The following is an 18,695-nucleotide window of genomic DNA, read 5'->3' on the forward strand; positions in this document are numbered from 1 at the left end:
TCCCGCGCCCTGCGCTACTCGCCGGTCACGAGGCCGACGGTGACCCGGCCCTCCGGCTGGGGGTCGCCGTCGGCCTCGTGCCATGTCGGGTCGGCGCGGGTCCACACGAGGTCGCCGGCGCGGACCTCGACGGCGCCCGTCGCGGACGCGGTCGCCACGGCCCAGTGCGCCACGGTCCACGTGGCGGTCTCCCCGCCGAGGGCGGCGGCGTCCAGGTGCACGGTGCCGTCGTCGGCGGCGCGCACCGTGCCGTCCGCCATGCCGAGGTCCCGCGCCGCCAGGGCGGACACCTGCGCAGCCCTGTCGTCCACGGTCTCGTCGCCGGCCTCCGCCTCGAGGTCGGGCAGGTGGCAGGTGAGGGCCCCGGGGGAGTGCCCCGTCAGCGCGGACGCCCAGGCGCGCGCCCGGGTCTCGTGCTGCGCGTACGCGTCGGGGAAGCCGGACCGCTGCACCGCCTGGGCCGCGACCGTGACCTCGAGGTCCTCGTAGCCCGGCACCTCGACGAGGCCGTCGTAGAACGCGCCGGTCGAGTACACCGGGTCCATGATCTCGGCGACCGTGCCCCAGCCCTGCGACGGGCGCTGCTGGAAGAGGCCGACCGAGTCCCGGTCGCCGTAGTCGATGTTCTCGAGCCGCGACTCCTGCAGGGCCGTGGCCAGGCCGATCGTCGCGGCCCGCCCCGGCAGCCCGCGCTGGACGGCCGTCCCGGTGATCAGCGCGGCGTTCTGGGCCTGCTCGGGGGACAGGTACCAGGAGGTGCCGTCCAGCTCGGCGGCGCACCGCACGGGCTCGGCCTCGTCGTCGAGGGAGTCGAGGAACCGCACGACCGCCCCCGTGGCCACCGCGCCCACGGCGAGGACCACGACGACCCCCACGACGACGCCTGCCCCCGACCGGCGACGGGCGCGCGGTCGCCCGCGCGGCGACCCCTGGTGCACGGTGCTCGACCCCGCTCGCGTCCGCCGCCGGCCCTGGCCGTCAGTTCGCGTGCAGGGCGGCGTTGAGCTCGACGCCCACGCCGCCGCGCTCGAGCACCTCGACGGAGCCGGTGCGGGAGTTGCGGCGGAACAGCAGGTTGTCGCGGCCGGCGAGGTCGCGGGCCTTGACGACCAGCGGGTCGCCGTCGGCGCCCATCTCGCCGAGCACGGTCACCTTGGTGCCCGCCGTGAGGTACAGGCCCGCCTCGACGACGCAGTCGTCGCCCAGGGGGATGCCGAGGCCGGCGTTGGCGCCGAGCAGCGACCGCTCGCCCACGCTGATGACCTCCGTGCCGCCCCCGGAGAGGGTGCCCATGATCGAGGCGCCGCCGCCCACGTCCGAGCCGTCGCCCACGACGACCCCGGCGGAGATGCGGCCCTCCACCATGGACGCGCCGAGCGTGCCCGCGTTGAAGTTCACGAAGCCCTCGTGCATGACCGTGGTGCCGGCGGCCAGGTGGGCGCCGAGGCGCACGCGGTCGGCGTCGGCGATGCGCACTCCGGCGGGCACGACGTAGTCGACCATGCGGGGGAACTTGTCGACCCCGTAGACGGTGACGGCCCGGCCCGTGTCGGCGCGCAGCCGCAGCCGGGTGGCCTCGAAGCCCTCGACGGCGCAGGGGCCGTGCGACGTCCACACGACGTTGGTCAGCACCCCGAAGAGGCCGTCGAGGCTGACCCCGTGCGGCGCTACGAGCCGGTGCGACAGCAGGTGCAGGCGCAGGTACGCGTCGGCGGTGTCGGCGGGCGGGGCGTCCAGGTCGATCACGGTGCGCACGACCGAGACGCCCACGCGGCGCGCGTCGTCGCGCTCGGTCAGCGCGTCCAGCTCGGCGGGGATATCGACGTCACCGGCCGGGGGCTCGCCCAGCCGGGGCGAGGGGTACCAGACGTCGAGCGTCGTGCCGTCGTCGGCGACCGTGGCGAGACCGAGGCCCCAGGCGGGGCGCGAAGCAGCGGGTGTCGTCATGGGGCCAAGACTAGTGCGCCCGTCTGCCACGATGGTCCGCGTGACCACGGATCCCACCGCCTCCCGCGCGCCCGCCGACCTGCTCGCCCTGCTGGACCCCGCGACCGTCGCCGGGTCGGACCTCGTGCCGCTGCTCGCCGCCCTGTGCGACGTCCCGTCGGTTTCCGGCCAGGAGACGGCCCTCGCGGACGCCGTCGAGCACGTCCTGCGCGCCCAGCCGCACCTGGAGGTCCTGCGCGACGGGGACGCGCTCGTGGCCCGCACCGTGCTCGGCCGCGAGCAGCGGGTCGTGCTCGCCGGGCACCTCGACACCGTGCCGCTCACCGTGCCGCCGAACCTGCCCACGCGGCTCGAGACGTCGCCGGACGGCGTCGTCGAGATGTGGGGCCGCGGCACGGTCGACATGAAGGGCGGGATCGCGATCATGCTCGCGCTCGCCGTCGAGCTCGGGCGGCCGGGGCACGAACCGGTCGTCGACGTCACGTACGTCTTCTACGACCACGAGGAGGTCGAGGCGTCGCTGAGCGGGCTCGGCCGGCTGGTGCGTCACCACCCCGAGCTGCTCGCCGGCGACCTCGCCATCCTCGGCGAGTCGAGCAACAACGGCATCGAGGGCGGGTGCAACGGGACCCTGCGGGTCGAGGTCCGCACGACGGGCGTCGCGGCCCACTCGGCGCGGTCGTGGTCCGGCGTCAACGCGATCCACGCGGCGGCGCCGGTGCTCGCGCGGCTCGCGGAGTACGAGCCGCGCGAGGTGGAGGTCGAGGGCCTGGTCTACCGGGAGGGCATGAACGCGGTCGGGATCTCCGGGGGGATCGCGGGCAACGTCGTGCCCGACGCGTGCACGGTCACCGTCAACTACCGGTTCGCGCCCTCGCGGACGGTCGCCGAGGCGGAGGCGCACGTGCGGGAGCTCTTCGCCGGGTACGACGTCGTCGTGACGGACGCCGCCCCGGGCGCCCGCCCCGGGCTGGACGCGCCGCTGGCGGCCGACTTCGCCGACGCCGTGCGCGCGGCGACCGGCGAGGCCCCGCGGCCCAAGTACGGGTGGACGGACGTCGCCCGGTTCGCCGAGCTCGGCGTGCCGGCGGTGAACTTCGGTCCGGGCGACCCCGTGCTCGCGCACAAGGACGACGAGCGGCTGCCGGTGGCCCGGCTGGCCGTCGGCCGGGACGCGCTGCGCTCGTGGCTGCTCGGCGCGGGCGAGCCCGCCGGAGCATAGGCTCGTGGCATGACGCGAGCGACGACCTCCGACCCCCACCGCAGCGACCGCAGCGACGACGGGGTCCCGCAGTCCGGGCGCGGTTACCGCAAGGGGCCCGTCCTGCTCCGCGGGACCCAGATCCCGGCGCAGACCACCGACCAGCGCCTGCTCGCGGCCGGCGGCGACGCGGACTGGGTGCACTCCGACCCGTGGCGCGTCATGCGCATCCAGTCGGAGTTCGTGGAGGGCTTCGGGGCGCTCGCCGAGGTGGGGCCCGCGGTGTCCGTCTTCGGCTCCGCGCGCACCAAGCCCGACCACCCGGACTACGCGATGGCCGTCGAGGTCGGCCGGCTGCTCGCCGACGCCGGGTACGCGGTGATGACGGGCGGCGGCCCCGGGATCATGGAGGCCGCCAACGAGGGGGCGCACAAGGCCGGCGGGACGTCGATCGGCCTGGGCATCGAGCTGCCGTTCGAGCAGGGCATGAACGAGTACGTCAACCTGGGCGTGAACTTCCGGTACTTCTTCGCGCGCAAGACGATGTTCGTCAAGTACGCGCAGGGCTTCATCGTGCTGCCCGGCGGCTTCGGCACCTTCGACGAGCTGTTCGAGGCGCTGACGCTCGTGCAGACGCACAAGGTCACGGAGTTCCCGCTGGTCCTCGTCGGCTCCGACTACTGGGGCGGCCTGCTCGACTGGATCGGCGGCGCCGTCGCCGACCGGGGCATGATCGGCCGTGCCGACCTCGACCTGCTGCACCTGACGGACTCCCCGGCCGAGGCCGTGGAGTACGTGATCGAGCGCGGCGCGGCCATCGCGGCGTCGGAGCGCGAGGCGCTGGCCGAGCTCGCCGCGGACTCCGAGGAGGCGGCCGAGGCCGCGGACGGGTCGTGACCGAGGCGCTCTGCCAGGGGGCGCCGCACGGCCGGGGCGTCGGCGTCCCGGCGGCGGGCACGCCGCTCGTGCTGCGCGGGCGCGAGGTCGGGCGCGGGCCGGACGGGGCGCTGCGCCCGGTGGTGATGGCGATCGTCAACCGCACCACGGACTCGTTCTACGCCCCCGCGCGCCTGACCGACGACGACGCCGCGATCGAGGCGGCCCACCGCGCCTGGGCCGAGGGCGCGCAGATCCTGGACGTCGGGGGCGTGCGTGCGGGCGTCGGCCCGGAGGTGGACGCGGCGCAGGAGATCGCCCGGGTGGTCCCGTTCGTCGCCCGGGTGCGCGAGGAGATCCCCGACCTGCTGGTGTCCGTCGACACGTGGCGCGCGGCGGTGGCGCGCGAGGCCGTGGCCGCCGGCGCCGACCTCGTCAACGACACGTGGGCGGGGCACGACCCCGCCCTCGTCGAGGTCGCCGGTGAGGCCGGCGTCGGCGTCGTCTGCTCGCACACCGGGGGAGCGGTGCCGCGCACCGACCCCTTCCGGGTCGAGTACCCGACGGTCGACCGGCCCGGCGCCGACCCCCGGGACGGCCTGGTGGACGACGTCGTCGCGACGCTGCGCGCGGCGGCGGCGCGGGCGGTGGCCTGCGGGGTCCCGGCGGGGTCGGTGCTGGTCGACCCGACGCACGACTTCGGCAAGAACACGTGGCACTCCCTGCACCTGCTGCGGCGCACCGCGGCGCTCGCCGGGCTCGGCCACCCGCTGCTGATGGCGCTGTCCCGCAAGGACTTCGTGGGGGAGACGCTCGGCCTGCCGCCGGACCAGCGGCTCTCCGGGACGCTGGCCGCCACGTCCCTCGCCGCCTGGATGGGCGCGTCCGTCTTCCGTGCGCACGACGTCGCGGCCACCCGGCAGGTGCTGGACATGGTGGCCGCGGTGCGCGACGAGGCCCCGCCCCGGGCCGCGCTCCGAGGGCTGGGATGAGCGTCCCCGGCCGGTCCGCCGGCGGTCTCGGCAGGCGACCGGATCCGTCCAGGGGCTGGAAGAGTTGCTCCGGTTCTGAACTAGAATGGTGAGGCGTGCCTCAAACCCCGCACCGCCGACCGGTGCGGGTGGGGAGAGTCAGGCCGAGGAACCGGGACAACGGAATGGAGAGCCACAGATGGCTGCGATGAAGCCGCGGACGGGCGACGGGCCGCTGGAGGTCACCAAGGAGGGTCGCGGGATCGTCATGCGTGTCCCTCTCGAGGGTGGTGGCCGTCTGGTCGTGGAGCTCAACGCCACCGAGGCGACCGAGCTGGGCGAGGCGCTCCAGGCCGTCGTCTCCTGACCCGGCACGCCGGACGACCCGGCCGGACAGACCGCACGAGCGCGGGGCAGCATCGCTGCCCCGCGCTCGTCGTGTCGCACCCGTCGCGTCCCGTGACCGTCCCGTCCGGCACCGCCGCGGCACGCGAACCGACCGGCGTCAGCGGCGTACCGCGAGCAGCAGCCCGTCGCCGGACGGCAGCATCGCGGGCAGCAGGCGCTCGTCGGAGCGCAGCGCCCGGCCGACCTCCCGCACCACGGTCGTGACCTCGTCACGGCGGGCCGGGTCGGGCACCCGCCCGCGGTGCATGGCGCCGTCGACGGCGAGCACGCCGCCCGGGCGCAGCAGCCGCACCGCCTCCTGGACGTACTCGGGGTACGCGTGCGGGTCGGCGCCGACGAGGACCAGGTCGTAGGCGCCGTCGGTGAGGCGGGGCAGGACGTCGGCGGGCCGGCCCGGGATGGTGCGCGTGCGGGCCGGGGCCACCCCTGCCTCGGCGAACGCCCGCTTGGCCGCGCGCTGGTGCTCGAGCTCGACGTCGATCGTGGTGAGCACGCCGTCCGCGGGCATGCCCTGCAGCATCCACAGCGCCGCGACCCCGGTGCCCGTGCCCACCTCGACGACCGCCCGCGCGCCGAGCGCCGCCGCCACGACGCGCAGCACGGCGCCGGTGCCCGGGGCCACCGCCGCGCAGCCGAGCTCGGCCGCGCGCTCGCGGGCGCGCAGCAGCACCTCGTCCTCGGGGACGAAGGACTCCGCGTAGGCCCAGGCTGCGGTCCGCCCGTTCCGGGCGTCGACGTCGGTGGTGATGGCGGTCCTCCTGGCGTGGGGTGGAGAGGCTCAGGCGCGGCGGGGCGGCGCCTGTCCGCAGGCCGGGCCGGCGGGAACGTCTCGGGTGCGATCGTACGCGGGAACCTCTCAGGTTGCCCGCACGTTGGCGTGGGACCATGGGAGTGATGACCGGCCCGACCACCACCAGCCCCGCGCCCGCCTGGACCCCGCCCACGTGGGACCAGATCGTGCGCGACCACTCCGCGCGCGTCTACCGCCTCGCGTACCGCCTGACCGGCAACCAGCAGGACGCCGAGGACCTCACGCAGGAGACGTTCCTGCGGGTGTTCCGCTCGCTGTCCAGCTACACCCCGGGGACGTTCGAGGGGTGGCTGCACCGCATCACCACCAACCTCTTCCTCGACCAGGTGCGCCGTCGCAAGCGCATCCGCATGGAGGCGATGGGTGACGACGCGGCACGCGTCGCCGCGCCGGACGGCGACGGGCGGCCCGAGCGGGGCTTCGAGCACGCCAACCTCGACCACGACGTGCAGCGGGCGCTCGACGCCCTGCGGCCGGAGTACCGCGCCGCGGTCGTCCTGTGCGACATCGAGGGGCTGAGCTACGAGGAGATCGCCGTGACGCTCGGGATCAAGCTCGGCACGGTCCGGTCCCGCATCCACCGGGCGCGCGCGCAGCTCCGCGACGCGCTGGAGCACCGTCGTGCGGAGGTGACGCGGGTCGCGGGGCCGGCGGAGGTCCCGGCCGAAGGTGCGGTCCACGGTGCGGTCGAGGGCGCCCGCGAGCCGGCCGCCGGGGAGGCGATGTCGGGGGGCGTGCCGGGAGCACCGTCGTGACGGCGCACCTCGGCTGCTGGGTGAGCGACCTCGCCGACGGTCAGCTCGACGCCGCCGCGACCGAGCGGGCCCTCGCGCACGTCGCCGGCTGCGCCCGCTGCGCGGCGGACCTCGAGGCCGCCCGGGCCGCGCACCGCGCGCTGGCGGCGGCCCGTGACGTCACCCCCGACCCCGCGCTGACCGAGCGGCTGCTCGCGCTCTCGGCCTCGATCCCGCCGTCCGACGGCGACCCGCTGCGGGGCCAGGGCGGGTCGCGCACCTGGGAGCGTCGTACGCCGTGGGAGCCCACCCTCACGGGCGACCTGCACGCCCGGCGGCGGCGCCAGCGTCGCGTGCGGGCGACCATCGTCGGGACCGGCGGCGTCGGGATGCTGGGCGTGGTGCTCCTCGTGCTCGGCCAGGGCGACGTGGTCGCCCCCGACCCGTCCCGCTCGGCCGCGCTCTCCGTGCTCGCCGGCGCCTCGGCCGTGGCCCCCGGCGGCGGCGCGGCGTGGTCCGGGGCAAGCGACGGGGAGCGCACCGACGCCGCGCACGACTGGCTCGTCGACCGGGGCTGGGCGCCGTTCTCCGGCCTCCCGTCCGGGTACGAGGTCCGGGCGCTGCGGCTGGTCTCCGACACGGGCGAGGGCCCGGCGTCCGACCTCCTGACCGCCCCCGTGGCGCTCGCGGGCACCGCGGGGACGTCGGGCGGCGGGACCGGGCCGGCGCGACGCGTGGTGGAGCTCGACCTCGACGGCCCCGACGGCGCGGTCGTGGTCCGCCAGCGCGCGGGGCAGCTCGCCGAGGTGGCTGCCGCCGGAGGCCTGGACGTGCCCGGCCACGACGTGCAGGTGCTGTCCGCCGACCCGTGGCACGTGGCGTGGCAGGCGGGCGAGGTGACGGTGGACGTCACCGCCGACGTCCCCCAGGAGGTCCTGGCCGAGATCGTGGCGGCCTTCCCCGGCGGTGGTTACGATGCCGGGGTCCTGCCGCAGCTCTCCCGCGGGTGGACCACCGTGACAGGAGCCCTCTCGCGACCATGACGCAGCGCCCCGACGACCTCTTCGCACCGCCCGAGCCGCCCGCCGACGCCGCCCCCGTGGCACACCCGGAGCCCGGCGGCCACGTCGTGCTGCCCGCCTCGCCGTTCGGCCCGATCGGGACCGTGGCCGCGGCCGGCGTCGAGAGCCCCGGCGGCGTCCACGGCGCCCCCGACGACGGCCCGCGGCCGGCGGCGTTCGCCGAGCCGTCACCCGGACCCGACGGGCAGCCGCCGGCGGTCACGCCGGGCGAGCGAGCCGCCCGCACGCCCTCGCGGCCCCGGCGGCTGGGTGCGGGCGTCGTCGCGCTCGCCCTGGTCGCGGGCCTGGCCGGCGGGTTCGTGGGCGACCGCATCTCCGACGCGACCGACGACGACCGGCCCGCGGACGCCGCGCTCCCGGCCCCGGCCGGGGGCGTCGCGCACGGCACCGACGCCGCGCCGTCCCGCCCCGCGGGCTCGGTGGCGGGGCTCGCCGCGGACGTGCTGCCGAGCGTCGTCTCCATCGAGGTCACGGGCGGGCAGGGGGTCTCGACCGGTTCCGGCTTCGTGCTGCGGGACGACGGCTACCTGCTCACCAACGAGCACGTCGTCGCCGGCTCGTCCTCGGGCGGCAAGGTCGTCGTGACGTTCGCGGACGGGCACGAGCAGCCGGGCACCGTCGTCGGGCGCACGACGGACTACGACCTCGCCGTCGTCAAGGTCGACGAGGAGGGCCTCGAGCCGCTGGTGCTCGGCGACTCGGACCAGGTCGTCGTCGGGGACTCGGTGCTGGCGGTCGGTGCGCCGCTGGGCCTCGAGGCGACGGTGACGACGGGGATCGTCAGCGCCCTGCACCGGCCGGTCCAGGCGGGCGACGAGGCGCAGACGGCGTTCATCGACGCCATCCAGACGGACGCCGCGATCAACCCCGGCAACTCCGGCGGGCCGCTGGTCAACGCCGACGGTGAGGTCGTGGGCATCAACTCGGCGATCGCGCAGCCGCCGGGGGCGGTGTCGGCGACGGGCAGCATCGGGCTCGGGTTCGCCATCCCCGCCAACCAGGTGCGGCACACCGCCGAGCAGCTGATCGAGTCCGGGCACGCGACGTACCCGGTGATCGGCGTCCTGCTCGACACCGCCTACTCGGGCGAGGGCGTGCAGGTCTCGACCGCGGCGCAGGAGGGGCAGCCCGCCGTCACCCCCGACGGGCCGGCCGACCAGGCCGGCATCCGTTCCGGCGACGTCATCCTGTCGATCGACGGGCGCCCCGTCTCGCGCAGCGACGAGCTGATCGTCGCGATCCGGGCCAGGCAGCCGGGGGACGCGGTGACCCTGCGCGTGCGCACCGAGGACGCGGAGCGCGACGTGCGCGTCGTGCTCCAGGGACAGGAGAGCGGATGACGGGCCACGTGCGGCGATACCGCGGCCTGCTCCGGGCCCGCTAGGCTGCACCCGTGCTGGACATCAACGGCGGTGAGATCATCGTCCTCCTGGTGCTCGCCGTGGTGCTCATCGGGCCCGAACGACTGCCCCGGTACGCGGCGCAGCTCGCGGCGCTCGTACGGCGCGGCAAGGGCATGCTGCAGGACGCGAAGGCACGCGTCGACGACGAGCTCGGCCCCGAGCTCAAGGACGTCGACTGGTCGAAGCTCGACCCCCGCCAGTACGACCCGCGCCGCATCGTGCGCGAGGCCCTCATGGACGACGACCCGGTGCCGACCCGCGCCGCGGGCGCCGGCGTGACCGCCGCGGCCGCGACCGCCTCGTCCACGCACGCCGCCTCGTCCACGGACGAGGCGGCGCCCACGAACGGCGCGTCGACCACGGCCCCGGGCGCCGGGGGCCAGGCCGGGACGTCCGCGGGCGGGCGCCCCGACACCTCCGCCGACGTCGCCGTGAGCGCCCCGGCGCCCTTCGACGACGAAGCGACCTGAGGCACCGCCCGACCCGCCTCCCGAGCCGCCGCCGGCGCGACCGGCGGTTTCCTGGACGCCTCCCGGACCTGACACAATGGCCACCATGTCCGACGTCGCCACCACCGGGTCCGCAGGGACCGGGACGAGTGCGCCCGCAGCGCCTCGCATCTTCTCCGGCATGCAGCCCACCGACGGCTCGCTGCACCTCGGCAACTACCTGGGCGCCCTGACCCAGTGGGCGAAGCTGCAGGACGACCACGACGCCCTGTACTGCGTCGTGGACCTGCACGCGCTGACGGTCGGACCGGACCCCGCGGCGCTGCGGGAGCGCACCCGCCGCACGGCGGCGCAGTACCTGGCCGGTGGCGTCGACCCGGAGCGGTCGATCCTGTTCGTGCAGTCGCACGTGGCCGAGCACGCCGAGCTCGCGTGGCTGCTGAGCTGCCAGACGGGCTTCGGCGAGGCCGGCCGCATGACGCAGTTCAAGGACAAGTCCGCCAAGCAGGGGGCCGAGGGCACCACCGTCGGGCTGTTCACCTACCCCGTGCTCATGGCCGCGGACATCCTGCTGTACGACACGGCGCTCGTGCCGGTCGGGGAGGACCAGCGCCAGCACCTCGAGCTGACGCGCGACCTGGCGGAGCGGCTCAACACCCGGTTCGGCGCGGGCACGGCCGTCGTGCCGGAGGCGCACATCGTCAAGGCCGTGGCCAAGATCCAGGACCTGCAGGAACCGACGGCCAAGATGAGCAAGTCGAACGCGGGCGGCAAGGGCGTCATCTGGCTGCTCGAGGACCCGAAGAAGGCCGCCAAGGCGATCAAGTCCGCGGTCACCGACGCCGACGAGTCGTACGGCGTGCGCTTCGACCCCGCGGCGAAACCGGGCATCTCGAACCTCCTCACGATCTTCTCGGCCGTGACCGGCCGCGACAAGGACGAGATCGCCGCCGAGTACGACGGGCGCGGCTACGGCTACCTCAAGGTGGACCTGGCCGACGCCGTCGTCGCCTTCCTCGAGCCGTTCCAGGCCCGCGCGCAGACCTACCTCTCGGACCCGGCCCAGCTGGACAAGGTGCTCGCCGACGGCGCCGCGCGTGCGCGGGAGGTCGCCCGCCCGGTCCTCGACCGCATGTACGACCGGTTCGGGCTGCTCCCGCGGGGCACCCGGTGAACCTGCCGCCCCGGGCCCCGTCACAGGTACGCATCGGCATCGCCATCGCGGTGCCGGAGCCGTTCGCGTCCGTGCTCCAGGCGGCCAGGGCCGACCTGGGCGACCCGCTGGCGCACGCGATCCCGCCGCACGTGACGGTGATCGGGCCCACGGTCGTGGACCACTCCGTGCTGCCCGCCGTCGCCGAGCACCTCGAGAAGGTCGCGTCGGAGACGGCACCCTTCCGCATCCACCTGCGGGGGACCGGCACCTTCCGGCCGATCTCCCCGGTCGTGTTCGTCGCGCTCGCGGAGGGCATCGCCGAGTGCGAGATGCTCGAGGCCTCGGCCCGGTCGGGGATCCTCGCGCAGGACCTGCGGTTCAACTACCACCCGCACGTCACCGTGGCTCACGAGGTCCCCGACGCGGAGCTGGACCGGGCCCTGACGGAGCTCGCCGGCTTCGAGGGCACGTTCGAGGTCGACCGGCTGTGGCAGTACGAGCACGGCGACGACGGCGTGTGGCGCCCGCAGCACAGCTTCCCGCTCGCGGGAGCCCGGCCCGCTCCCTAGGGTCGTCCACTGTGGACGACCGACTCGAACGCGCCAGGGAGCGCTCCCTCGCAGCGTACGAGCGGTTCAGGGACCTGCGTCCCGTGCGGTCGTTCTACTGGTACATGGACCGCCGCGGCTCCCTGCTGTGCGGCGGCATCGCGTACACCGCGATCTTCTCCCTGTTCGCCGCCCTCACCATCGGCTTCACGGTCTTCTCGTCCACGCTGGCGGGTCGGCCGGAGCTGCAGCAGGCCGTGTTCGCGCAGATCGACGCGTGGTTGCCGGGCCTGGTGCGGTCGGCCGAGAACCCGAACGGGGTGCTCGAGCCGAGCCAGCTGATGCTCCCGTCCGCCCTGACCTGGTACAGCGTCGCCGCGGCCGTCGTGTTCCTCTGGACGGCCATCGGGTTCATGCGGGCGCTCCGGGTGTCGGTGCGCTCGATGTTCGACCAGCCCGTCGTGGGGGTCAGCCCGGTGCTGTCACGGGTCTGGGAGCTGGCGGGGTTCGTCATTCTCGGCGCGATGGTCGTGGCGTCCGCGGCGGCCAGCGTCCTGTCCCAGACGATCAGCCGGCAGGTCACGTCCTGGTTCGGCGACTCGCTGGTCCTCGCCCGCACGCTCAGCCTCGGCACGCTCGCGGTGGGCGTGCTGCTGGACGCGCTTCTCGTGTACCTCGTGATCCGGGTGGTCGCGCGGGTCCGGCCGCGGCGCACGCGGGACGTCTGGATCGGGTGCCTCACGGCGGGCGTCGTCGCGGGCGTGCTCCGCTGGGCCGGGACGTCCGTGGTGGCCGCCGGCGCGTCGCGCAACGCGCTCCTGGCGTCGTTCGCCGTCCTGGTCACGGTCCTCGTGCTGGTGAACTTCGTGGCGCGGGTGCTGCTGCTCGTGTGCGCGTGGGTCTACGACCCGCCGCGGCTCGACGAGATCGCGTTCGCCGCCGAGGAGGTCGCCGCCCGCCGTGACGCCGCCGAGATCGACCGCATCGTGCGCCGCGGGCAGGGCTCCGGAAAGCCGTGGAGCCCCGTCGTCCGCGGGGTACGACGGGGCTCCTACGGTCCGAGCGGGCGGAGCGTCAGAACGCGCGGGTGATCATCGCGCGCTTGACCTCCTGGATCGCCTTGGTCACCTCGATGCCGCGCGGGCAGGCCTCGGTGCAGTTGAAGGTCGTGCGGCAGCGCCACACGCCCTCCTTGTCGTTGAGGATCTCCAGGCGCTGCGTGGCGCCCTCGTCGCGGGAGTCGAAGATGAACCGGTGCGCGTTGACGATCGCGGCCGGGCCGAAGTACTGCCCGTCGGTCCAGAACACGGGGCACGACGACGTGCACGCGGCGCACAGGATGCACTTGGTGGTGTCGTCGAAGCGGGCCCGGTCCTCGGCGGACTGGAGACGCTCGCGGGTCGGCTCGTTCCCCGACGTGATGAGGAACGGCATGATCTCGCGGTAGGACGCGAAGAACGGCTCCATGTCGACCACGAGGTCCTTGACCACGGGCAGGCCCTTGATCGGCTCGACCGTGATCGGCTTGTCCGGGTTGACGTCCTTGAGGAGCGTCTTGCAGGCGAGCCGGTTGCGGCCGTTGATGCGCATCGCGTCGGAGCCGCAGACCCCGTGGGCGCAGGAGCGACGGAACGTCAGGCTCCCGTCCTGCTCCCACTTGATCATGTGCAGGGCGTCGAGCACACGGTCCGTGCCGTGCACCGTCACGGTGAACTCGTCCCAGACGGACTCCTCGCCGTGCTCCGACTCCGGGTTGTAGCGCCGGATGCGCAGCGTGACGTCGAAGCTGGGCACGGCGCCCGCCTTCGGCTCCGGGGCCTCGGTCGCAGGGTTCTCGAGAACAGCAGTCATCAGTACTTCCGCTCCATCGGCTCGTAGCGGGTCTGGGTGACGGGCTTGGAACCCAGGACGACCTTGTAGTCGCCGAAGGACTCGACGTGGTCGAAGTAGCCCGCGACGTGCCCGTCGCCGGCGTCGGGGGCCGACGTCGGACGGCGGTACGCCATCGTGTGCAGCATGTAGTTCGCGTCGTCGCGCTCGGGGTAGTCCTCGCGGTAGTGCCCGCCGCGGGACTCCTTGCGGTTGATCGCGGCGACGACGGTGACCTCGGCGATGTCCAGCAGGAAGCCGAGCTCGATGGCCTCGAGCAGGTCGGTGTTGAACAGCTTGCCCTTGTCCTGGACGGAGACGTTCGCGTACCGCTTCTGCAGCTCGCGGATGTCGGACAGGGCCTGGTTCAGCGACTCGCCCGTGCGGAAGACCTGCGCGTTGGCGTCCATGGTCTCCTGCAGGGCCTTGCGGACCTCGGCCACGCGCTCGCCGTCCGGACGCTCGCGCATCTCGGTCAGCTGCGCGACGACGCGGCCCGTCGGGTCCTCGGGCAGGTCCGCGTGGGCGGGCACCGTCTTGGCGTACGCCGCGGCCGACCGGCCGGCGCGCTTGCCGAACACGTTGATGTCCAGCAGCGAGTTGGTGCCCAGGCGGTTCGAGCCGTGCACCGACACGCACGCGACCTCGCCGGCCGCGTAGAGGCCCTTGACGACGTTGTGGCTGTCGCGCAACACCTCGCCGGCCACGTTCGTGGGCACCCCGCCCATCGCGTAGTGGGCCGTCGGGAAGACGGGCACCGGCTCCGTGTACGGCTCGATGCCGAGGTAGGTGCGCGCGAACTCGGTGATGTCGGGCAGCTTGGCGTCGATGTGCGCGGGCTCGAGGTGGGTGAGGTCGAGCAGGACGTAGTCCTTGTTCGGCCCGGCGCCGCGGCCCTCGCGCACCTCGTTCGCCATCGACCGGGCGACGATGTCGCGCGGGGCGAGGTCCTTGATGGTGGGGGCGTAGCGCTCCATGAACCGCTCGCCGTCGGCGTTGCGCAGGATGCCGCCCTCGCCGCGCGCGGCCTCCGACAGGAGGATGCCGAGGCCGGCCAGGCCCGTCGGGTGGAACTGGAAGAACTCCATGTCCTCCAGGGGCAGGCCGCGGCGGTAGGCCAGCGCCATGCCGTCACCGGTGAGGGTGTGCGCGTTCGACGTCGTCTTGAAGATCTTGCCGGCGCCGCCGGTGGCGAAGATGATCGCCTTCGCCTGGAAGACGTGGATCTCGCCCGACGCCAGGTCGTACGCCACCACGCCGGTCGCGTTGACCTCGGCGCCGTCCTCGATGTCCTCGGTGGTGAGGTCGTGGTCGGTGATGAGGTCCAGGACGTAGAACTCGTTGTAGAACTCGACGTCCTGCTTGACGCAGTTCTGGTACAGCGTCTGCAGGATCATGTGGCCGGTGCGGTCCGCGGCGTAGCAGGCGCGGCGCACCGCGGCCTGGCCGTGCTCGCGGGTGTGCCCGCCGAATCGGCGCTGGTCGATACGGCCCTCGGGGGTGCGGTTGAACGGCAGCCCCATCTTCTCCAGGTCGAGGACGGAGTCGATGGCCTCCTTGGCGAGGATCTCGGCCGCGTCCTGGTCGACCAGGTAGTCACCGCCCTTGACGGTGTCGAACGTGTGCCACTCCCAGTTGTCCTCCTCGACGTTCGCGAGGGCCGCCGCCATGCCGCCCTGGGCGGCGCCGGTGTGGGAGCGGGTGGGGTAGAGCTTGGAGATGACGGCGGTGCGGGCGTCCTTCGACGCCTCGAGCGCTGCGCGCATGCCGGCGCCGCCTGCGCCGACGATGACGACGTCGTACTGGTGTGTCTGCATCGGGAGAGCCAGTCCTTAGTTTGCGGAGCAGAACGAGGCGAGGAGGTCGGCCGGCGCGTCGGTCGGGCACGGGTCGAACGTGAAGATCACGAGCGTGCCCAGCACCACCACGACGACGAACGCGAGGTAGAGCAGGCCCTTGAGCACCATGCGGGTGCCGTCCCGCTGCGCGTAGTCGTTGATGATCGTGCGCACCCCGTTGGTGCCGTGGATCATCGCGAGCCAGAGCATCAGGAGGTCCCAGACCTGCCAGAGCGGGCTGGCCCACTTGCCGGCGACGAAGCCGAAGTCGATCGCGTGCACGCCCTCGCCCACCATGAGGTTCATCCAGAGGTGCCCGAAGATCAGCACGAGCAGCACCACGCCGGAGGCGCGCATGAACACCCAGCTGTACAGCTCGAAGTTGCCGCGCGTGGTCTTGCGCCGGTCGTACGGCGAGCGGGGCGCGTCGACCGTGACCTGAGAGGTTGCCTGTGCCATCAGTGCCCACCTCCGAAGACGTTCATCAGGTGCCGCGGCAGGAAGCCCGCCATCGTCACGACGAAGAGACCGACGACGACCCAGAGCATGGTCTTCTGGTACTTGGGCCCCTTGGCCCAGAAGTCGACGAGGACCACGCGGACGCCGTTGAACGCGTGGAAGACGATCGCGGCCACGAGGCCGGCCTCCCCGAGTCCCATGATGGGCGTCTGGTACGTCCCGATGACGGCGTTGTAGGCCTCGGGCGAGACCCGCACGAGCGCGGTGTCCAGGACGTGCACGAGCAGGAAGAAGAAGATGAGCACGCCGGTCACGCGATGCGCGACCCACGACCACATGCCTTCACGGCCGCGGTAGAGCGTGCCAGCAGGTGTGGGCACGGGGGGAGCCTCCGTTGGCGGGGATTCTGTGTGGATTCCGTTCACGGTCACTGTAGTGACATCCGGTCGTCTCGTGGGACGCGAGGTCCGGCAAACCGGGACGTGCCGGGGTGTTTCGTGACCTATTCCACAGGGGAGACGGCGTCGTCCGGTGTCGCGTCACTATGCTGCGGACATGAGTCCCGCAGTGCCTGCCGCCGTGCCAGCCGACGACCCGTCCGGACCGATCTCCGGCTTCTACGCCGTCGTCCCGGCGGGCGGGGCCGGCACCCGCCTGTGGCCTCTCTCGCGCGCCGCCTCGCCCAAGTTCCTGCTCGACCTCACCGGCTCGGGGCGCTCCCTGCTGCAGTCGACGGTGGACCGGCTGGCGCCGCTGACCGGGCCCGGCGGCGTGGTGCTCGTCACGGGCGAGCCGCACGTGACGGCGGCCCGGGAGCAGCTGCCCGTGCTGGGCGACGACGACGTCCTCGCGGAGCCGTCGCCGCGCGACTCGATGGCCGCGATCGGGCTCGCCGCCGCCGTGCTGGAGCAGCGCCACGGCGACGTCGTCATCGGTTCGTTCGCCGCGGACCAGGTCGTGTCCGGCGCCGCCTCCTTCGGCTCGGCCGTGCGCGAGGCGGTCGCGGTGGCCCGCGCGGGCTACGTCGCGACCATCGGCATCGCCGCCTCCCGGCCCTCGGTCGCGTTCGGGTACGTGCGCAGCGGCGACCCGCTGGGGGTCGCCGACGCGCCGAGCGCCCTGCACGCCCGTGGCTTCACCGAGAAGCCCGACGCCGCGACGGCGCGCGAGTACGTCGCGTCGGGCGAGTACCGGTGGAACGCGGGCATCTTCGTCGCCCGCACGTCCGTGCTGCTCGGACACCTGGCCGACCAGCGCCCCGCGCTGCACGACGGCCTGCGCGCGGTCGCCGAGGCGTGGGACACGCCGCGGCGCGCCGAGGTGCTCGCCGAGGTGTGGCCGGGGCTGGAGAAGATCGCGATCGACCACGCCGTGGCCGAGCCGGTCGCGGCGACCGGCGGGGTCGCCGTCGTGCCGGGCGCCTTCGGGTGGGACGACGTCGGCGACTTCAACTCGCTGGCCGCGCTGCTGCCGGCGGACGACGACGCCGGCTCCAAGGTGCTCGGCGACGGGGGCGACGTGCTGCGCGTGCAGTCGGCCGGGTCGGTGGTCGTCCCCGGCGGCGACCGGCTCGTCGCGCTGCTGGGCATCGACGACGTCGTCGTCGTCGACACCCCGGGCGCGCTCCTGGTCACCACGCGGGCGCGGGCGCAGCAGGTCAAGGGCATGGTCGACGCGGTGCGCGCCGCCGGCCGGGAGGAGCTGCTGTGAGCGCGGCGAGCACCGTGAGCACGGGCGCGGGGACCGCAGGGCCGGCCGGCGCGCGCCTCGACGCGGTCGTCGCCGAGCTGGAGCAGGAGCTCGTCGAGTTCCGCCGGGACGTGCACGCCCACCCGGAGCTGGCCCGCGAGGAGGTCCGCACCACGGCGCTGATCGCCGACCGGCTGCGCCGCGCCGGCCTCGCGCCCCGGCTGCTGGAGGGCACCGGCCTGGTGTGCGACGTCGGGCCCGACCCGGCCGGCGGGCCGATGGACGGGCACGGCCGCGTCGCGCTGCGCGCCGACATCGACGCCCTGCCGCTGGAGGACTCGTGCGGCACCGACTTCGCCTCCACGGTGCCGGGGGTCGCGCACGCCTGCGGGCACGACGTGCACGCGGCCGTCGTCCTCGGCGCGGGCCTGGCGCTCGCGCGGCTGGCCGACGAGGGGCTGCTGGAGCGCGGGGTCAGGCTGGTCTTCCAGCCCGCGGAGGAGGTCATGCCCGGGGGCGCCCACGACGTCGTCGCGCAGGGCGCGCTCGACGGCGTGGACCGGATCGCCGCCGTGCACTGCGAGCCGAAGCTCGACGTGGGGCAGGTCGGCACCCGCATCGGCCCGATCACCTCGGCGTCCGACTCGGTGACCGTCACGCTGTCGTCGTCCGGCGGCCACACGTCGCGGCCGCACCTCACCGGCGACGTCGTGTACGCCCTCGGGCAGGTCATCACGCAGGTGCCCGCGGTGCTCGGCCGCCGGCTCGACCCGCGCTCGGGCGTCAACCTCACGTGGGGCGCGGTGCACGCGGGCAACGTGCACAACGCGATCCCGTCCACCGGCACCGTCAGCGGGACGCTGCGCTGCCTGGACGTGCGCGCGTGGGAGCGCGCGGGGCAGGTCCTGCACGACGCCGTGGGCCAGGTCGTGGCGCCGTACGACGTGGACGTGAGCGTGCGGCACGCGCGTGGCGTGCCGCCCGTGGACAACGACGCCGCCGTGACGGGCGCCCTGGAGGTCGCGGGTGCGGCCGTCCTCGGGCCGGACGGCGTCGTCCTCACGGAGCAGTCGCTCGGCGGCGAGGACTTCGCCTGGTACCTCACGAAGGTGCCGGGGGCGATGGCCCGGCTCGGCACCGGGACGCCCGGCGGGCGCCGGTACGACATCCACCAGGGCGACCTCGTCGTCGACGAGCGGGCGATCGCGGTCGGCGCCCGGCTGCTGGGCCGGTTCGCCCTGGAGCCCTGAGAGG

Annotated in this window: 20 protein-coding genes; 13 read left to right on the forward strand and 7 right to left on the reverse strand. The window is 74.4% G+C overall.

What is annotated here, in order from left to right; genetic code table 11:
* Nucleotides 1-14 precede the first annotated feature (14 nt).
* Together IEW03_RS10625 and dapD are read right to left on the reverse strand one after the other, a co-directional pair.
* A complete protein-coding gene (locus tag IEW03_RS10625) occupies nt 15-875 on the reverse strand; it encodes a hypothetical protein (RefSeq protein ID WP_188523655.1) in 861 nt (286 codons plus the stop codon).
* A gap of 103 nt (nt 876-978) precedes the next feature.
* Nucleotides 979-1,947, reverse strand: coding sequence for a 2,3,4,5-tetrahydropyridine-2,6-dicarboxylate N-succinyltransferase (gene dapD, locus IEW03_RS10630; protein ID WP_188523656.1), 969 nt, complete (start codon nt 1,945-1,947; stop codon nt 979-981).
* A 31-nt stretch (nt 1,948-1,978) separates the two neighbouring features.
* Between dapD and dapE the strand changes: the two genes are divergently transcribed.
* From dapE to IEW03_RS10650, 4 genes are all read left to right on the forward strand, one after another.
* Nucleotides 1,979-3,169, forward strand: a complete 1,191-nt coding sequence (gene dapE, locus IEW03_RS10635) for a succinyl-diaminopimelate desuccinylase (RefSeq protein WP_188523657.1) — start codon at nt 1,979-1,981, stop codon at nt 3,167-3,169.
* A 9-nt stretch (nt 3,170-3,178) separates the two neighbouring features.
* Nucleotides 3,179-4,045 carry an LOG family protein gene (locus IEW03_RS10640; protein WP_188523658.1) on the forward strand — a complete coding sequence of 289 codons (867 nt, stop codon included), beginning with the start codon at nt 3,179-3,181 and terminating at the stop codon, nt 4,043-4,045.
* Nucleotides 4,042-5,016: a dihydropteroate synthase gene (gene folP, locus IEW03_RS10645; RefSeq protein WP_188523659.1), complete on the forward strand. Its 975-nt coding sequence runs from the start codon at nt 4,042-4,044 to the stop codon at nt 5,014-5,016. The genes IEW03_RS10640 and folP overlap by 4 nt, the downstream gene beginning before the upstream one ends.
* A 178-nt stretch (nt 5,017-5,194) precedes the next feature.
* On the forward strand, nt 5,195-5,362 hold the full coding sequence (locus IEW03_RS10650; protein WP_079573043.1) for a DUF3117 domain-containing protein: 168 nt from the start codon (nt 5,195-5,197) through the stop codon (nt 5,360-5,362).
* A gap of 138 nt (nt 5,363-5,500) precedes the next feature.
* On the opposite strand, the gene IEW03_RS10655 is transcribed toward IEW03_RS10650, so the two are convergent.
* Nucleotides 5,501-6,151, reverse strand: coding sequence for an O-methyltransferase (locus IEW03_RS10655; protein WP_188523767.1), 651 nt, complete (start codon nt 6,149-6,151; stop codon nt 5,501-5,503).
* 137 nt (nt 6,152-6,288) lie between these two features.
* On the opposite strand from IEW03_RS10655, the gene sigE reads away from it, so the two are divergent.
* From sigE to IEW03_RS10690, 7 genes are all read left to right on the forward strand, one after another.
* Nucleotides 6,289-6,969: an RNA polymerase sigma factor SigE gene (gene sigE / locus IEW03_RS10660; RefSeq protein WP_371870615.1), complete on the forward strand. Its 681-nt coding sequence runs from the start codon at nt 6,289-6,291 to the stop codon at nt 6,967-6,969.
* Nucleotides 6,966-7,991, forward strand: coding sequence for a zf-HC2 domain-containing protein (locus IEW03_RS10665; protein WP_188523661.1), 1,026 nt, complete (start codon nt 6,966-6,968; stop codon nt 7,989-7,991). The genes sigE and IEW03_RS10665 overlap by 4 nt, the downstream gene beginning before the upstream one ends.
* Nucleotides 7,988-9,370, forward strand: coding sequence for a S1C family serine protease (locus tag IEW03_RS10670; protein ID WP_188523662.1), 1,383 nt, complete (start codon nt 7,988-7,990; stop codon nt 9,368-9,370). Before IEW03_RS10665 ends, IEW03_RS10670 begins: the two co-directional genes overlap by 4 nt.
* 53 nt (nt 9,371-9,423) lie before the next feature.
* On the forward strand, nt 9,424-9,903 hold the full coding sequence (locus IEW03_RS10675) for a twin-arginine translocase TatA/TatE family subunit (protein ID WP_229737916.1): 480 nt from the start codon (nt 9,424-9,426) through the stop codon (nt 9,901-9,903).
* An 85-nt stretch (nt 9,904-9,988) separates the two neighbouring features.
* Nucleotides 9,989-11,056 (forward strand): tryptophan--tRNA ligase, encoded by a 1,068-nt coding sequence (trpS, locus tag IEW03_RS10680; protein ID WP_188523663.1) that lies wholly within the window; start codon nt 9,989-9,991, stop codon nt 11,054-11,056.
* Complete coding sequence (locus IEW03_RS10685) at nt 11,053-11,607, forward strand: 2'-5' RNA ligase family protein (protein ID WP_188523664.1); 555 nt, start codon at nt 11,053-11,055, stop codon at nt 11,605-11,607. Before trpS ends, IEW03_RS10685 begins: the two co-directional genes overlap by 4 nt.
* Nucleotides 11,608-11,618: 11 nt before the next feature.
* A complete protein-coding gene (locus IEW03_RS10690) occupies nt 11,619-12,677 on the forward strand; it encodes a YihY/virulence factor BrkB family protein (protein WP_229737917.1) in 1,059 nt (352 codons plus the stop codon).
* On the opposite strand, the gene IEW03_RS10695 is transcribed toward IEW03_RS10690, so the two are convergent.
* From IEW03_RS10695 to sdhC, 4 genes are read right to left on the reverse strand one after another with little or no spacing between them, the layout of a single operon-like run.
* Complete coding sequence (locus IEW03_RS10695; protein WP_188523665.1) at nt 12,661-13,437, reverse strand: succinate dehydrogenase iron-sulfur subunit; 777 nt, start codon at nt 13,435-13,437, stop codon at nt 12,661-12,663. The two genes, IEW03_RS10690 and IEW03_RS10695, sit on opposite strands and share 17 nt — an antisense overlap.
* A complete protein-coding gene (gene sdhA, locus IEW03_RS10700) occupies nt 13,437-15,272 on the reverse strand; it encodes a succinate dehydrogenase flavoprotein subunit (RefSeq protein WP_188523666.1) in 1,836 nt (611 codons plus the stop codon). Before sdhA ends, IEW03_RS10695 begins: the two co-directional genes overlap by 1 nt.
* Before the next feature lie 15 nt (nt 15,273-15,287).
* Entirely contained in the window at nt 15,288-15,752 is a 465-nt protein-coding gene (locus IEW03_RS10705) for a succinate dehydrogenase hydrophobic membrane anchor subunit (RefSeq protein ID WP_188523667.1), read from the reverse strand.
* Nucleotides 15,752-16,132: a succinate dehydrogenase, cytochrome b556 subunit gene (gene sdhC / locus IEW03_RS10710; protein ID WP_188523668.1), complete on the reverse strand. Its 381-nt coding sequence runs from the start codon at nt 16,130-16,132 to the stop codon at nt 15,752-15,754. The genes IEW03_RS10705 and sdhC overlap by 1 nt, the downstream gene beginning before the upstream one ends.
* Before the next feature lie 175 nt (nt 16,133-16,307).
* Between sdhC and IEW03_RS10715 the strand changes: the two genes are divergently transcribed.
* Both IEW03_RS10715 and IEW03_RS10720 read left to right on the forward strand, forming a co-directional pair.
* Nucleotides 16,308-17,462, forward strand: a complete 1,155-nt coding sequence (locus IEW03_RS10715) for a mannose-1-phosphate guanylyltransferase (RefSeq protein ID WP_188523669.1) — start codon at nt 16,308-16,310, stop codon at nt 17,460-17,462.
* Nucleotides 17,459-18,691, forward strand: coding sequence for an amidohydrolase (locus IEW03_RS10720; protein WP_229737918.1), 1,233 nt, complete (start codon nt 17,459-17,461; stop codon nt 18,689-18,691). The genes IEW03_RS10715 and IEW03_RS10720 overlap by 4 nt, the downstream gene beginning before the upstream one ends.
* Nucleotides 18,692-18,695 lie beyond the last annotated feature (4 nt).

It is taken from the genome of Isoptericola cucumis (assembly GCF_014635665.1).
GTDB lineage: Bacteria > Actinomycetota > Actinomycetes > Actinomycetales > Cellulomonadaceae > Isoptericola > Isoptericola cucumis.

Coding starts and splice junctions, on each gene's coding strand:
- IEW03_RS10670 (WP_188523662.1), top strand. CDS start 7,988: ATGACGCAGCGCCCCGACGACCTCTTCGCACCGCCCGAGCCGCCCGCC.
- IEW03_RS10650 (WP_079573043.1), top strand. CDS start 5,195: ATGGCTGCGATGAAGCCGCGGACGGGCGACGGGCCGCTGGAGGTCACC.
- sdhA (WP_188523666.1), bottom strand. CDS start 15,272: ATGCAGACACACCAGTACGACGTCGTCATCGTCGGCGCAGGCGGCGCC.
- IEW03_RS10640 (WP_188523658.1), top strand. CDS start 3,179: ATGACGCGAGCGACGACCTCCGACCCCCACCGCAGCGACCGCAGCGAC.
- trpS (WP_188523663.1), top strand. CDS start 9,989: ATGTCCGACGTCGCCACCACCGGGTCCGCAGGGACCGGGACGAGTGCG.
- sigE (WP_371870615.1), top strand. CDS start 6,289: ATGGGAGTGATGACCGGCCCGACCACCACCAGCCCCGCGCCCGCCTGG.
- IEW03_RS10705 (WP_188523667.1), bottom strand. CDS start 15,752: ATGGCACAGGCAACCTCTCAGGTCACGGTCGACGCGCCCCGCTCGCCG.
- IEW03_RS10695 (WP_188523665.1), bottom strand. CDS start 13,437: ATGACTGCTGTTCTCGAGAACCCTGCGACCGAGGCCCCGGAGCCGAAG.
- dapD (WP_188523656.1), bottom strand. CDS start 1,947: ATGACGACACCCGCTGCTTCGCGCCCCGCCTGGGGCCTCGGTCTCGCC.
- dapE (WP_188523657.1), top strand. CDS start 1,979: ATGGTCCGCGTGACCACGGATCCCACCGCCTCCCGCGCGCCCGCCGAC.
- IEW03_RS10715 (WP_188523669.1), top strand. CDS start 16,308: ATGAGTCCCGCAGTGCCTGCCGCCGTGCCAGCCGACGACCCGTCCGGA.